This window comes from Mobilicoccus caccae, from assembly GCF_030161635.1.
GTDB lineage: Bacteria > Actinomycetota > Actinomycetes > Actinomycetales > Dermatophilaceae > Mobilicoccus > Mobilicoccus caccae.
This window is the reverse complement of record NZ_BSUO01000001.1, coordinates 2,475,727-2,489,897: the sequence shown is the minus strand read 5'-3', so window position 1 is coordinate 2,489,897 and position 14,171 is coordinate 2,475,727. Positions and strand designations below refer to the sequence as shown.

11 protein-coding genes are annotated in these 14,171 nt (G+C 72.7%); 9 read left to right on the top strand and 2 right to left on the bottom strand.

From position 1 onward, the window contains the following. Nucleotides 1-149: 149 nt before the first annotated feature. Genes QQK49_RS12190 through QQK49_RS12180 form a run of 3 tightly spaced genes read left to right on the top strand, consistent with a single transcriptional unit; the run spans nt 150 to nt 5,832 of the window. A complete protein-coding gene (locus QQK49_RS12190) occupies nt 150-1,202 on the top strand; it encodes a uroporphyrinogen decarboxylase/cobalamine-independent methonine synthase family protein (protein ID WP_284304157.1) in 1,053 nt (350 codons plus the stop codon). 49 nt (nt 1,203-1,251) lie between these two features. After that, complete coding sequence (ligA, locus tag QQK49_RS12185) at nt 1,252-3,663, top strand: NAD-dependent DNA ligase LigA (RefSeq protein ID WP_284304156.1); 2,412 nt, start codon at nt 1,252-1,254, stop codon at nt 3,661-3,663. A gap of 27 nt (nt 3,664-3,690) precedes the next feature. Continuing rightward, the gene (locus QQK49_RS12180) at nt 3,691-5,832 is read left to right on the top strand and encodes an alpha/beta hydrolase (RefSeq protein WP_284304155.1); all 2,142 of its coding nucleotides are present in this window, start codon (nt 3,691-3,693) and stop codon (nt 5,830-5,832) included. Nucleotides 5,833-5,890: 58 nt separating this feature from the next. Here the strand turns inward: QQK49_RS12180 and QQK49_RS12175 are convergent, their stop codons facing one another. After that, the gene (locus QQK49_RS12175) at nt 5,891-7,105 is read right to left on the bottom strand and encodes an acyltransferase family protein (RefSeq protein ID WP_284304154.1); all 1,215 of its coding nucleotides are present in this window, start codon (nt 7,103-7,105) and stop codon (nt 5,891-5,893) included. A 203-nt stretch (nt 7,106-7,308) separates the two neighbouring features. On the opposite strand from QQK49_RS12175, the gene QQK49_RS12170 reads away from it, so the two are divergent. After that, nucleotides 7,309-7,719 (top strand): hypothetical protein, encoded by a 411-nt coding sequence (locus QQK49_RS12170; protein WP_284304153.1) that lies wholly within the window; start codon nt 7,309-7,311, stop codon nt 7,717-7,719. Next, nucleotides 7,716-8,147, top strand: coding sequence for a DUF86 domain-containing protein (locus tag QQK49_RS12165; protein ID WP_284304152.1), 432 nt, complete (start codon nt 7,716-7,718; stop codon nt 8,145-8,147). The genes QQK49_RS12170 and QQK49_RS12165 overlap by 4 nt, the downstream gene beginning before the upstream one ends. Before the next feature lie 54 nt (nt 8,148-8,201). Here the strand turns inward: QQK49_RS12165 and QQK49_RS12160 are convergent, their stop codons facing one another. Then, the gene (locus QQK49_RS12160; protein ID WP_284304151.1) at nt 8,202-9,611 is read right to left on the bottom strand and encodes an MFS transporter; all 1,410 of its coding nucleotides are present in this window, start codon (nt 9,609-9,611) and stop codon (nt 8,202-8,204) included. 177 nt (nt 9,612-9,788) lie between these two features. Here QQK49_RS12160 and gatC point away from each other — a divergent pair, with 177 nt between their 5' ends. From gatC to QQK49_RS12140, 4 genes are read left to right on the top strand one after another with little or no spacing between them, the layout of a single operon-like run. Continuing rightward, nucleotides 9,789-10,085 (top strand): Asp-tRNA(Asn)/Glu-tRNA(Gln) amidotransferase subunit GatC, encoded by a 297-nt coding sequence (gene gatC / locus QQK49_RS12155; protein ID WP_284304150.1) that lies wholly within the window; start codon nt 9,789-9,791, stop codon nt 10,083-10,085. Nucleotides 10,086-10,118: 33 nt separating this feature from the next. Next, nucleotides 10,119-11,648, top strand: coding sequence for an Asp-tRNA(Asn)/Glu-tRNA(Gln) amidotransferase subunit GatA (gene gatA / locus QQK49_RS12150; protein WP_284304149.1), 1,530 nt, complete (start codon nt 10,119-10,121; stop codon nt 11,646-11,648). Further along, nucleotides 11,645-13,207: an Asp-tRNA(Asn)/Glu-tRNA(Gln) amidotransferase subunit GatB gene (gatB, locus tag QQK49_RS12145; RefSeq protein ID WP_284304148.1), complete on the top strand. Its 1,563-nt coding sequence runs from the start codon at nt 11,645-11,647 to the stop codon at nt 13,205-13,207. Before gatA ends, gatB begins: the two co-directional genes overlap by 4 nt. A 4-nt stretch (nt 13,208-13,211) precedes the next feature. Further along, the gene (locus QQK49_RS12140; protein WP_284304147.1) at nt 13,212-14,144 is read left to right on the top strand and encodes a DMT family transporter; all 933 of its coding nucleotides are present in this window, start codon (nt 13,212-13,214) and stop codon (nt 14,142-14,144) included. Nucleotides 14,145-14,171 lie beyond the last annotated feature (27 nt).

Below are 14,171 nucleotides of genomic sequence, written 5' to 3'. Positions count from 1 at the left end.
CGCTCGCTCCTCGATGTCCCTGCCTCATGGGGGTGGGACGGCCCACCCGTTCGATCCAGGGTAGTGCCGCCCTGAGCTGGGGGACCACTAGAGTCGGGCGGGCACCCTGCCAAGGACGACGCCGAGACACCACGAGCATCGGGAGCGACATGGACACGCGCACCAGCACCGCGTCGGGCATCGGCTCGTGGCCCGGGGAGGACATGCGGACCACGCTGCGCCTCGTGCGGGACACCCTCGGTGAGGTGGAGTCCGACGGTCTGCGCTTCGGCATCCCCTACCTCCCGGAACTGCCCGCACGCGGACCGGGCGCCGACATGATCGGTCGGGCCGCCGGACTGCTGGTGGAGCTCCCCGTCGACCTGCAGCCCTCGGGGTGGCGCTTCGTCGACCGCCCCGGCCGGGATCAGGACCGGACGACCCAGCTCATGCGCCGCGACCTCGACGACCTCGCGGAGGCGTTCGACGGGTACTCCGGACCGTTCAAGGTCGCCGTCACCGGGCCGTGGACCTTGGCGGCGCACGTGCGTCTGGCGCGCGGTGAGCGCAGCGTCGAGGACGAGGGCGCACGCCGTGACCTGGCGCAGTCGCTGGCCGAGGGCATCCGGGTGCATCTGGGCGACGTGGCCCGGGTGCTGCCCGAGGCCGAGATCATGGTGCAGCTCGACGAGCCGTCACTGCCGGGGGTGCTCGGCGGCGAACTCCCCACCTCGTCGGGATTCGGGCGGGTGCGCGCGGTCGACCAGGAGGAGGTCCGCCGGGTCCTGGCCGAGGTCGTCCAGGTCGTCCGGTCGGCGGGGGCCACGGGGGTGCTCGCCCACTGCTGCGCGCCGCGGCCACCGCTGCAGGTGTTGCGGGGTGCGGGTGTGGACGCCGTCGCCGTCGACGTGGGGGCGCTCGGGGAGCGCGGCTGGGAGTCGGTCGCCGTCACCGTCGAGGACGGGGTGGCGCTGTGGGCGGGGGTCGACGTGGCGTCGGCCGTGGCCCGCCGCGAGCAGGGGCGTCAGGGCGCGCGCGACCTGCTCGTCGACCCGCTGATGCGGCGTTGGGGTGAACTCGGCCTGCCGCAGGCCGATCTCGACGGCGTGACGCTCACTCCCGCCTGTGGACTGGCCGGCTGGACCCCCGCCGCCGCGGAGTCGGCGCACCGGGTGCTGCTGGACGCCGCCCGCGAGCTGCACTGGCGGATTGCGGGCTCCTGAGGACCCGCCCCGCCGGTGAGGCGAAGGGCTGTCGGACCTCTGGTGCAAGATGACTGCCGTGACGAAGAGCAGCTCCGACCTCACGCCCGCCGCCGACGCGCCACCGCCGCCGGAACAGGCCCGGCACCGGTGGAACGACCTGGCCGCCGAGCTGCGCGAACACCAGTTCGCGTACTACGCCAAGGACGCGCCGACCATCAGCGACGGCGAGTACGACGCCCTGCTGCGCGAGCTGGTCGAGCTCGAGGAGGCCCACCCGGCGTTGCGTGTGCCCGAGAGCCCGACCCAGACCGTCGGTGGGTTCGACGTGGTCGCCGAGGCCGACGTCGAGCAGGCCGAGCCCATCGTCGACGACGTGGGGGAGGTGTACATCCCGTTCGCGCCGGTCGACCACCGTGAGCGGATGCTCAGCCTCGACAACGTGTTCTCCGAGGAGGAGCTGGCCGAGTGGTATGCGCGCGCCACCGATGTCGCAGACGGCGGCCTCGGGGTCGACGTGCGGTTCCTCACCGAGGCCAAGATCGACGGGCTGGCCGTCAACCTGCTGTACGAGCAGGGGCGTCTCACGCGGGCGCTGACCCGAGGGGACGGGCGCACGGGTGAGGACGTCACGCTCAACGTGCGCACCATCTCCGAGATCCCGGTGGAGCTCACCCAGCCGGCCGACGCCCACGACGAGGACACGGTGACCGTGCCGATCCCCGAGCTCGTCGAGGTCCGCGGCGAGGTGTTCTTCCCCGTCGCGCAGTTCGAGGAGTTCAACGCCTCCCGCGTCGAACAGGGCCTGCCGCCGTTCGCCAACCCCCGCAACTGTGCCGCCGGGTCGTTGCGGCAGAAGGACCCGCAGGTCACGGCCTCGCGGCCGCTGCGCATGCTCGTGCACGGCATCGGCGCCAGGACCGGTTTCGACATCTTCACGCAGAGCGAGGCGTACGACATCCTGCGCGGCTGGGGGCTGCCGGTGTCGCCGTACAACGAGGTCGTCGACGACCTCGACGGGATCCTGCGCCGAGTTCGGTACTTCGGCGAGCACCGCCACGATCTCGAGCACGAGCTCGACGGGGTGGTCGTCAAGATCGACCAGATCTCCGTGCAGCGCCGACTGGGGTCCACCTCGCGCGCGCCGCGGTGGGCCATCGCGTACAAGTACCCGCCGGAGGAGGTCACCACGACGCTGCTCGACATCCGGGTCAACGTGGGGCGCACCGGCCGGGTCACGCCGTACGGGGTGATGGAGCCGGTGCAGGTCGCCGGGTCCACCGTCGAGATGGCGACGTTGCACAACGCGCACGAGGTCGAGCGCAAGGGCGTGCTCATCGGCGACACCATCGTGCTGCGCAAGGCGGGTGACGTCATCCCCGAGATCCTCGCGCCGGTGGTCGACAAGCGTGACGGCACCGAGCGGGCGTTCGTCATGCCGACCCACTGCCCTTCCTGCGGTACCGAACTCGCGCCGCAGAAGGAGGGCGACAAGGACATCCGGTGCCCCAACGCGCGCACCTGCCCGGCGCAACTGCGGGAGCGGATGTTCGGGCTGGCCTCGCGAGGGGCCTTCGACATCGAGGCACTCGGGTGGGAGGCGGCCATCGCCCTCACCGATCCCGAGGCGGGCCGTCCCGAGTGGGCCGACGAGCGCGGCATTCCGCGGGAGGATCCTGTGCTCGCCGGCGAGGCGGGCCTGTTCGACCTGCGTCCCGAGGACCTCGCCGGGGTTCACGTGTGGCGGCAGCCCAAGCGCAAGGGCGAGGTCGAGGAGTGGGAGAAGCAACCGTTCTTCTACACCAAGGCCACGGCCAAGACGCCGAGCAAACCGCGGGCCACCACCGACGTGCTGTTCACCCAGCTCGAGAAGGTGAGGTCCCAGCCGCTGTGGCGCGTGCTCGTCGCGCTGTCGATCCGGCACGTGGGCCCGACGGCCGCACGGGCACTGGCCACGCACTTCGCGTCGATGCAGGCGATCCGCGAGGCGTCGGTGGAGGAGCTGGCGGCGGTCGAAGGGGTGGGCGGCACCATCGCCGAGTCCGTGCGCGAGTGGTTCGACGTGGACTGGCACCGCGAGATCGTCGACCGCTGGGCCGCCGCCGGCGTGCGGATGGCCGACGAGCGCGACGAGAGCGTCGAACGCACCCTCGAGGGGATGACCGTCGTCGTCACCGGGTCGCTGCAGGGGTTCTCCCGCGACGAGAGCAAGGAGGCGATCATCACCCGCGGTGGCAAGGCCTCGGGATCGGTGAGCAAGAAGACCCACGTCGTGGTCGTCGGTGAGAACGCGGGCTCCAAGGCCGCCAAGGCCGAAGAGCTCGGAGTCCCGATCCTCGACGAGGAGGGTTTCGTCGCCCTGCTCGCCGGAGGTCCGGCGGCCGTCGGGCTCGGCGACGACAGCGGTGAATCCGAGACCTCGGACACGGAGTCCACGAGGGACGCCGAAGCCGGTGCCGATGAGCAGGCCGAGAAGGACTGAGGACGGAGGGACTGAAAGGGGGCGGCGATGAGCGGGTCGGAGGGACTCGCCGGCGACCTGCACGACCTCGCCGGCGGGTGGGGTGTGGCTGCGGCGGTGCAGTATTCGATCGATCATCTTCCGGGCTCGAGGACCGGCGACGTCGGGTACGACTTCTCGATCGCCGTGGGTCTGCTCGTGGGCGACCTCGCGGAGGTCGTCGAGACCTCCGGCCTCCCCGACGAGCCGGGTCCTGAGCCTGCACCGACCGACTCGGGGCGGGCGCGCGAATCCGCCGATTCCGCGGCCGCGGTCACGGCCTCCGCACTGGCCACCACGGTACTTCGGCCCTTCGTACACCCCTGGATGGTCGTCGACCCCGCCTATGTCCGGCACGCAGTGCACCGCCTGGACGACCTCCTCCCGCGCCTGGAGTCCGCTCTGGCGCGTGCCCAGGTCGACCCGCAGGCGGCGGAGACGACGGTCGCGGCACTCGGAGACGTCCGGGCCGCGTTCGCCGATCTCGTCGCGGCCCTCGAGAGCGATGGCCGTGACCTGCGCAGACTCCTGCGTGACCGTCCCATGGCGCTGCGACGCCTGCGCAGTCACACCGACCGACTCGGCGAGGCCGACGCGCTGTGCCGCCGGCGCCTCGAGGACGCCACCTGCAGGCTTCCCGACCTCCGGGGGCTGCTCGCGGGCTCCCGGTGGGACTCACCCCGCCTCGCCGCCGACCGGTCGGCGCTCAGCGGCGTCCCGACGACCGAGGCACGACGCCTGATCGCTCGTGACCCCGACCTGGTGGCGGTGCTCACCGATCCGGCCGACACCGGCGCCACACCGTGGCTGGCCGAGGCTCTCGTCCCTGCGAACGAGGGTGGGGCCGGGGCCGGCGATGACGTCCCCGCCCACGCGGTGTCGCTGCTGCAGGTCGCCCGGGTCCGCCGTGCCTGTGCGGAGCAGACCGACGACGAGCTCGACCGGGTCGCCCTGCTGTACCCGCGCCTCGTGGGTGGCCTCGACGGGGTCCCGCCCACGGTGCGCACGAGGGCCAACCGGCTCGTCATGCGGGCCGACCTGCGTCGGATGCGGGCGACCGACGTGGCGCTGCAGCACCAGGTCAGCGCCAGTCGAGAACGCGACTCCTCCTCACCCCTGCGCCGCGCCCGCGGTGCCCTCCTCGACGTCTGGCTCGCGAACGACGAGATCACGGCCCTGGCGACGCTCGATCACGACCGGCCGAACGCCCTGCGGGTCGAGCACCGGGCCATGGTCACGCTGACCCAGCAACTCCTGCACGATCGCGCCGATCAGGGGCGGGGAGTGCGCGCCCACCGTCAGGTCCTCCAGTACGCACCGAGCGGGCGCGTCGTCGAGCTCTGGGGCCTGCTCGACGAGGACACCACCCGCGTGGCGGTGTACGTCGGCGGTACCGGCACCACGGTCCGGCAGTTCGGCTGGCCCACGGGCATCGCGCGGGCCCTGCAGCGCGCCGACGCCTCGGGGCGCACGGCCGTGATCACCTGGATGGGTGCGGAGTTCCCCTCCGCGATCGGCACCCACGCGCCGTCCGGCCGGTTCGCCAGACTCGCCGCGGCCCCCCTGCGCGACCTCGTCGAAGGTCTCGACGTGCCGGACGGCACGCCGATCACCGTGGTCGGGCACTCCTACGGCGGCGTCATCGTCGGCGCGGCCGAGGCCCTCGGGCTCCGGGTCGACACGGTGGTGCACGCCGGCGTGCCCGGCATCGGGCCCGGCCTGCGGTCGGTGGCCGAGTACCCCGATCACGACGCCCTCGGGCGCCCGCGCCACGTCGTCCGGTACTGCCTGACGGCCCCGGGCGACCTCATCCGTCTGTGGCGCCGGGGCGACGCCGCGGTGTCCTCGCTGTCCACCCTCTCCTTCACCCCCGCCCGATCGGCGGCCGGATGGTTCGGCGAGCGCACCCTGGGGGCCGACCCGACGACCCTCCTGGGCATCCGCGACCTCGACACCGGCATCTGGGAGGTCGACAAGGACGACCGGCGTGCGGGCGAGATCCTCTACGGCCCACGCGGACACGCCGACGTGGTCGAGCCGGGGACCACGTCCTTCCGCCGCATCGTCGCCGCGGTCCAGGGCGAGGACCCGGCGGCCGTGACGCCCCCGGCCACGCTGCGTCCGTTCCGGTGGCGTCCGGGCCGCGGGTAGCCACGGGCGGGTAGTGACGGGAGACTAGCGAGGCGGGGGTGTCGGGGCGGTGCCGCGATCAGCAGCGGCACGCCCGCGGCAGTCGACGCCCGTTCAGCCACCGACCGATCCACGTCGAGCGCACGAACGCGTCGTAGGCGAGCAGCAGGACCGCCGTCGTGGTGCCCAGCGTGACCAGCAGTTTCAGCTCCGCGGGCCAGGGCAGGTGGGTCAGGAGCGCCCCGATCCCGAGGACCAGCGGGAGGTGTGCGACGTACATCCAGTACGAGGCGTCGGCGAGGTAGCGCACCCAGCGGCGTTCGGTGCGCAGATGGGTCGTCGCCACGCCCACGAGCCCGTACACCCAGGCCCAGGCCGAGATCGCCGAGGCGACGGCCAGAGCGACGTGCGACGACGTGGACGTCCCGCCGAGGCCGGAGGTCAGCGCGAGGACGACGAGCGACCCGATCCCCGCAGCGCCGAGGTGGACACCCCACCGCGGGCCGAGCTCCTCCAGCGCCGCCGGACGCCGGGCCAGGAGCCGGCCGCAGGTGAACGCCGTGAGGAACGCGATCAGCGGCAGGAGTTCGGGCAGGATCGTCGCCGGTTCGCGGATGCCGCCGTACGCCGCGCCGACCGTGCCGGCATCGAGGCCGGAGGCGGCCTGTCCCTGCGCCAGTTGGACGGCCGCGTACGGCACCGCGAGCACGAGCACGCCCCACGGGCCGGTGACGAGGCTCGTTCCCCGGTCAGCGAGTCGCGACGTCCACTGCGGGAGCAGCCGGCGGCCCAGGGTGCGGACGGCCGCGAGCACGAGGATGCACTGGAACAGCACCCACAGGAACCACAGGTGGCCGGTGGGCAGGGCCCAGGGTGGGCCGCTGTTCGGTGGCGTCGGCAGCGGGAGCCCGTGGACGGCGTGCCAGAGCCCGGCGATGAGGCCGAGAGGGAGGATGACGAACGGCCAGAAGGCGAACACGGGCAGCGCGATGCGGATCGTGCGTTCGCGCAGGAACCGCCGCAGACCGCGTTTGTGCACGACCACGTGGGCGAAGTACCCCGCGAGCAGCATGAACAGCGACATGCGGAACAGGTGGACGACGGTCACCACCGGGAGGGCGTAGACGGTCGAGGTCTGGTCGACGATCATCCACGGCATCCACGGCATCCCGGGCACGAACGGGAGCAACGCGTGCAGGACGATGCCGAGCAGCAGGGCGCCTCCACGCAGGGCGTCGAGGCCGTGCAGGCGCGGGCCGGTCGAGGTGGCGGTGGGGACGGCCTGAGTACTCACGCCATCGACGCTACGAAGGCGCAGGTCGTCGGCACTTCACCGATCGGGTGCGCCCCCGTCCACCGATCGGTGGACACGCCTGGAGCGCCGGGGCGGGACAATCGGGACGACCTGCCGACGGCGCCCGTGCCGCCGCCGTGCGGGTGGCCTACGAGCGTGGGCTTCTGTGAATGCGGCCGACGATGGGGACCTACCATGACGACATGAGGACGGTCGGGCAGGCGGTGGGGGAGTTGCGCGCCGCCGTCGACGACGGGCGACTCGAGTCGATGTGCGCGCGTCACGGCCTCGACCTCATGGTGCTGCACGGAAGTGCACGCCACGACCCGGCTCAGGCCGGCGATCTGGACCTCGCATATCTGCCGGTGCGCGGCACCGATCCCGACCACCTCGCCGTCGTCAACGACCTGCTCGACCTGTTCGGTGACCACGTCGACGTGATGCCGCTGCACCACGCGGATCCGGTGGCGGCATGGGCCGCGCTGGGCCGCGGGGAGCGGCTCGTCGAGCGGACGCCGCATCGGTTCGCCACGGCCCAGATGCGCGCCTTCGGGGAATACCGCGACACGCAGCGGTATCGGGATCTCGCCCTGTCTCTGGTGGGACGCCGATGAGCCCCCGCGACCTCGACACCCAGATCGTCCTTCGCCGTCTGCTGGCCATGGACGACCTGCTCAGGGTTCTCGAGCGGCTCGACCCGGCCGACGGCGACGCAGTGACCCACCTTGCGCTGGAACGGATCCTGACCCAGCTCGTCGATCTGGCCGGTGACATCAACGGCCACGTGGCCGGTGTGACCCTGGGGCGGGCGCCGGGTTCGACACGGGAGTCCTTCGTGTTGGCCGCCGATGCGGGCCTCATCACGCACGAGGCCGCCGAGGTGCTGACACCGAGCGTCGGACTCCGCAACGTCCTCGTGCACGAGTACGAGTACGTCGACGTGGACCGCAGCCGCGTCGTGGCGGCGGCCCCGATGGCGCTCACGGCGTATCGGGGGTACGTCGACGCTGTCCGGGAGTGGTTGAGCGTCGAAGGACGGTGATGACGGCCGGCGGGGCGTGATGCCTGGGGCCGGTGACGTCACGGCCACCCGGATTCAGTCCTGTTGGGCCTCGTGGCGGAGTCGGCGGGCCAGGCCCCAGAAGACGACGGCCGTCACGCCCTGTGCGGCCACGACCCAGCCGAACGCCGCGACGGGGTCGATGACGTCGGCCAGCGACACGAACAGCCCGCCCAGGGTCGCCACCCCCAGGGCGAGGGCCGCCTGTTGCGCTGTCGAGACGAATCCGCCGGTCAACCCCGCGACGGAGTGGGGGACCTCGCTCATCACCGTCGAGACGAGCGGTGCGAACTGGGTGCCCTGCGCGAAGCCGAGGAACGCGACCGGTGCCTGGACCCACCACACCCACGCGGCGCCGGACCCGGTGTGCGAGGCGAAAAAGCACGTACCGGCGACGAGCACCAGGCCGAGGAGTTGCAGGCAGGCTCCGCGTTCCATGGTCAGGGCACCCCACCACCGCATGATGTGCCCGATCGAGGCCGATGCGAGCACGAATCCCAGCACGAACAGCAGCAGCGAGAAGCCGGAGGCCGCCGGGGTGAGACCGAGGTGGCGCTGCGTCAGCACCGAGTACTCGTACATGAACGCCCCGAACCCGCCGAAGAACGTCAGGGCCATGAGCAGCCCCGCCCACACGGGCGTGAGTCGCACGACCGAGGGCGGCGCGAGCGTCGGCCGCCCGGTCCGTTCGCGCACCGACTGGTGGCGCCAGAACGCGGCGAGCCCGACCACACCGCCCACCAGCAGCGCCAGGGTCCACCAGGACCAGTGCTGCCCCGGCCCGAGGGACAGACCGAACACCAGGCTCGCCAGCGCCAGCCCGACGATGACCGCGCCACCGATGTCGATCGCGTCCCGCCGATCGGAGCGGGTCGCCGGCAGCCACCGGGCACCGGCGAGGGCCAGGGCACAGATGACGGCGATGGACGCGGCGGCGCCCCGCCAGCCCGTGCCGGCGATGTCGGCGGAGATGAGGCTGCCGCCGATGACCTGCCCGGCCGCCGTCCCGACCCCGCTCGTGGCACTGAACGTCGCGATCCCCCGGGCCCGGCGGATGCCCGTGGAGGTCGCCTGGATCGTGGCGAGGATCTGCGGCATGACGAGCGCGGCGGCGATGCCCTGGATGCCGCGCGCCGCGATGAGCAGCGGAGTCGTGGGGGCCACCGCGGCGAGGATCGCGGTGAGGATGCCGCCGACGAGCCCGAGGACGAACATGCGCCGCCGGCCGAACCGGTCGCCGAGCCGCCCGCCGAGGACGAGGACGGTCGCGAAGGCCGACGTGAACGACCCCAGGACCAGCGAGATCTCACCCGGTGTCGCGCCGAGATCGGCCGCGATGTCCGGCGCGGCCACGTTGCCGATGCTGAAGGTGTACGTCGCGGCGAACCCGGCCACGTAGAGCGGCCAGAGGCGGGGCGGGGCATCGAGCGGGGTGTGCTCGGGCATCGTGGTCACCGTCTGCCGGGGGTGGTGAGGGACGTCCTCATCATGGAGGACGATCTCCGCGGCGTCGCCGCCCATGTGTGTCCGGCGCCCGCGACGGAGGGCCCGGGGACCGGCGCGCGGATCGACGCGGGCGCGGCGGGGGAAGGGCTGTCGGTGCCGCGCTCTAAACTGGCGGACATGTCGAGGATCTCCCGTGACCAGGTCGACCATCTGGCGATGCTGGCCCGCATCGACCTCACCGACGACGAGAGCGAGCAGCTCACCGGTGACCTCGCGGTCATCCTCGACTCGCTCGCGCAGATCCGTGAGGCGGCGGCCGACGACGTGCCCGCCATGTCGCACCCGCAGCCACTCGTCAACGTCATGCGCCCCGACGAGGTCCGGCCCGGGCTGTCGTCGCAGGAGGTGCTCGAGGGTGCTCCCGCGGCCGAGGACCAGCGGTTCGTCGTGCCCCGCATCCTCGCCGAAGACTGACGCCCGCTCGCCACCTCCGACCAAGGGAATCCTGTGCCCGACTCTCTCGACACCCCCGAGGCGATCGTGCGTGCGAGCGCCGCCGACCTCGCCGCCGCCCTCGCCGATCGCCGGCTGACCTCCGTCGAGGTCACGCAGGCGTACCTGGACCGCATCGAGGCCACCGAGCCGGCGATCCACGCCTACCTGGCCCTCGACGCCGAGGGCGCGCTCGCCACCGCCGCCGAGGTCGACGCGGCGCGAGCGGCAGGTGAGGAGCTCCCGCCCCTGGCCGGGGTCCCGATCGCGGTCAAGGACGTCGCCTGCACCCGGGGTCTGACGACCACGGCCGGGTCGGCCATGCTCGCGGGCTGGGTCCCGCCGTACGACGCCACCGTGGTCGGCAAGGTGCGCGCGGCGCGCATGCCCATCCTCGGCAAGACCAACATGGACGAGTTCGCCATGGGCTCCTCCACCGAGCACTCCGCCTTCGGCGACACCCGCAACCCGTGGGATCTCGACCGGGCTCCCGGCGGGTCCGGCGGTGGTTCGGCGGCGGCGCTGGCCGCGTTCTCGGCGCCTCTGGCCGTCGGTTCCGACACGGGTGGGTCGATCCGGCAACCGGCGGCGTTCACGGGCACGGTCGGGTGCAAGCCGACCTACGGCGGCGTCTCGCGCTACGGCGTCATCGCCCTGGCCAGCAGCCTCGATCAGATCGGTCCGTGCGGGCGCTCCGTCCTCGACACGGCGCTGCTGCACGAGGTGCTGGCCGGTCACGACCCCCTCGACTCCACCTCGCTCGATGCTCCGTGCCCGCCGGTCGTCGACGCCGCGCGCCGCGGCGACGTCACCGGGCTCCGGGTCGGCGTCATCCGCGACCTGCTGGGTGAGGGCCTGCAGTCGGGTGTCGCGGCGAGGTTCACCGAGTCCCTCGAGCACCTGCGGGCCGCGGGTGCCGAGATCGTCGAGGTCGACTGCCCGAGCTTCCGCCACGCGGTGGCCGCCTACTACCTCATCCTCCCGGCCGAGGCGAGCAGCAACCTGGCCCGCTACGACGCCATGCGGTACGGCGTGCGCGTCGACGGCGCGAGCGCGGAGAAGACGATGTCCGCCTCCCGGGCGGAGGGCTTCGGCGCCGAGGTCAAGCGACGCATCATCCTCGGCACGTACGCGTTGTCCTCCGGCTACTACGACGCCTGGTACGGGCAGGCACAGAAGGTGCGCACGCTCATCGCCCGCGACTTCGAGGCGGCGTTCGAGAAGGCGGACGTGCTCGTCTCCCCGACGGCGCCCACCACGGCGTTCCGCCTGGGCGAGAAGAACGACGACCCCCTGGCGATGTACCTGGCCGACATCACGACCATCCCGGCCAACCTCGCGGGCCTGCCCGGGCTCAGCCTGCCCGACGGCCTGGCCGACGAGGACGGCCTTCCGAGCGGATTCCAGATCTACGCCCCGGCCATGGCCGACGACCGCCTGTACGCGGTCGGCGCCGCCCTGGAGGCCCGCCTGCACGACGCGTGGGGCGGTGCGCTGCTCGACCGGGCACCCGCCCTCGCCACTCACAAGGAGAACTCCCGATGAGCACGCACGAGGACGTCGTCGACCTCGACGAGGCACTGGAGCGCTACGACCCGGTGATGGGTCTCGAGGTGCACGTCGAACTGCACACGGCCACCAAGATGTTCTGCGGGTGCGCCACGGGGTTCGGGGCCGAGCCGAACACGCAGGTCTGCCCGGTGTGCCTCGGTCTGCCGGGAGCGCTGCCGGTCGTCAACCGCGCGGCGGTCGACTCCGCGATCCGCATCGGGCTGGCGCTCAACTGCCGCATCGCCCCGTCCTGCCGGTTCGCGCGCAAGAACTACTTCTACCCGGACATGACGAAGAACTTCCAGACCAGCCAGTACGACGAGCCGATCGCGAGTGACGGCTGGCTCGACGTCGAGATCCCCGGACTCGACGGTGGCGATCCCGAGATTGTCCGCGTCGAGATCGAGCGCGCCCACATGGAGGAGGACGCCGGCAAGTCGACGCACGTGCGCACCGACGGGCGCAGCAGCCGGATCTCCGGCGCCGACTACTCCCTGCTCGACTACAACCGCGCCGGAATCCCGCTCGTGGAGATCGTCACCCGGCCCATCACGGGCGTGGGGGAGCGGGCCGGTGAGGTCGCCCGCGCCTACGTGGGGGCGCTGCGCGACCTCATGCGGGCCCTCGACGTCAGCGACGCCCGGATGGAGCAGGGCTCCCTGCGCTGCGACGCGAACCTCTCGCTGCGGGTGCGTGCCGGCGACGACCGGCGCGGACCGGAGCAGGCCGCCGTGCCCCTGGGAACGCGGACCGAGACCAAGAACGTCAACTCCCTGCGCAGCGTCGAGGCGGCGGTGAACTACGAGATCGGCCGCCACGCAGCGGTTCTCGACCGCGGTGAGGCGATCCTGCAGGAGACGCGGCACTGGCACGAAGACACCGGGACGACCTCTTCGGGCCGGCCCAAGTCCGACGCCGACGACTACCGGTACTTTCCCGAGCCCGACCTCGTGCCGGTCGCGCCGACCGCCGAGCGGGTGGAGGAGCTGCGCGCCACGCTGCCCGAACCGCCGGCCGCGCGGCGGCGCCGCCTCCAGCTCGAATGGGGCTACTCCGACCTCGAGATGCGCGACGTGCTGGGCTCGGACGCCCTCGAGCTCATCGCGGCCACCGTGGACGCGGGTGCCGGCCCGGCAGCGGCCCGCAAGTGGTGGCTGGGCGAGATCGCCCGCCGCGCCAAGGCCGAGGGCCGCGAGCTGGGCTCGTTCGACATCGCTCCCGAGCACATCGCCGAGCTCGACGGGCTCGTGCAGCAGGGGCGCCTCACCGACGCCATGGCGCGCCAGGCCCTCGACGGCGTGCTCGCCGGAGAAGGCACCCCGACCGAGGTCGCCGACGCGCGCGGACTCGCGGTCGTCTCGGACGACGGGGCCCTGCAGGTGGCGGTCGACGAGGTCATCGCCCGCAACGGCGATGTCGCCGACAAGATCCGCGGCGGCAAGGTTCAGGCGGCCGGCGCGCTCATCGGCCAGGTCATGAAGCAGATGAAGGGTCAGGCCGACGCAGCCAAGGTGCGCGAGCTCATCCTCGCCACCCTGGGGGTCGAGGGCTGATCGCGTGACCGAGCCGCTCGAGGCCGGTGAGCAGCCGACGCGACCGCCGACCGCCGTCGTCCCGTCGTCGGCGGCGCTCACCGGCGCCCTGTTCGTCCTCGTCGCGGCGTCGCTGTGGGGTCTGCTCGGCATCTTCGGCACCTACGCCCAACGGGCGGGGCTCAGCCCCTATGACGTCGCGTGGTGGCGGGCGGCCGTCGGTGCGGCGCTCTTCGGGGTGCACGCGCTGGCCCTCCGGGCGTCCTTCCCCCGTGGCCGCGACCTGCTCGTCACCGTCCTGTTCGGCCTCGCCTCGGGTGCGGTCTTCTACGGCGCCTACCAGGTGGCGGTCGCCTCGGGCGGAGCCAGCCTCGCGAGCGTCCTGCTCTACAGCGCACCGGCGTTCGTGGCGGTCCTCAGCGTCCCCGTCCTGAGTGAGCGGCTGGGCGGGCTCGAGATCGCGGCGGTCGCGGCCTCGATCTGCGGGGTGGGTCTCGTCGCGATCGGAGGTGGCACCGGCATCACCGTGACGGCCCTCTCGCTGTCCACCGGGCTGCTCGCAGGTTTCACGTACTCGCTCTACTACCTGTACGGCCGGTCCTTCTACCAGCGGTATCACCCCTCGGCCTGTCTCGCGGTGGCGTTGGGGGTGGCCGTCCTCGCGCTCACCCCGTTCACCTCACCGGCGCTCTACGCCCCCGAGGCACTGGGGCAGGCGTGGCCCGCGGTGGCCGGCGTCGGCGTGCTCAGCACGTACGTGGCCTACCTCTGCCACAGCGCCGGACTGCAGCGGCTCCCCGCCACCCGCGCGTCGGTCATCGCCACCATCGAACCCGTCGTGGCAGGCGTCCTCGCCACCGCGTTGTTCGCCGAGCGCCCGGCCGCGCTCGCGGTCCTCGGCGGTGTCGTCGTCATCGCCGCCGCGGCGACCCTGGCCCTCGCACCCCGTCGAGCCTGACGCGTCGGGTGTCCGGCATGCTGGGAC

Coding starts and splice junctions, on each gene's coding strand:
- QQK49_RS12190 (WP_284304157.1), top strand. CDS start 150: ATGGACACGCGCACCAGCACCGCGTCGGGCATCGGCTCGTGGCCCGGG.
- ligA (WP_284304156.1), top strand. CDS start 1,252: ATGACTGCCGTGACGAAGAGCAGCTCCGACCTCACGCCCGCCGCCGAC.
- QQK49_RS12180 (WP_284304155.1), top strand. CDS start 3,691: ATGAGCGGGTCGGAGGGACTCGCCGGCGACCTGCACGACCTCGCCGGC.
- QQK49_RS12170 (WP_284304153.1), top strand. CDS start 7,309: ATGAGGACGGTCGGGCAGGCGGTGGGGGAGTTGCGCGCCGCCGTCGAC.
- QQK49_RS12165 (WP_284304152.1), top strand. CDS start 7,716: ATGAGCCCCCGCGACCTCGACACCCAGATCGTCCTTCGCCGTCTGCTG.
- QQK49_RS12160 (WP_284304151.1), bottom strand. CDS start 9,611: ATGCCCGAGCACACCCCGCTCGATGCCCCGCCCCGCCTCTGGCCGCTC.
- gatC (WP_284304150.1), top strand. CDS start 9,789: ATGTCGAGGATCTCCCGTGACCAGGTCGACCATCTGGCGATGCTGGCC.
- gatB (WP_284304148.1), top strand. CDS start 11,645: ATGAGCACGCACGAGGACGTCGTCGACCTCGACGAGGCACTGGAGCGC.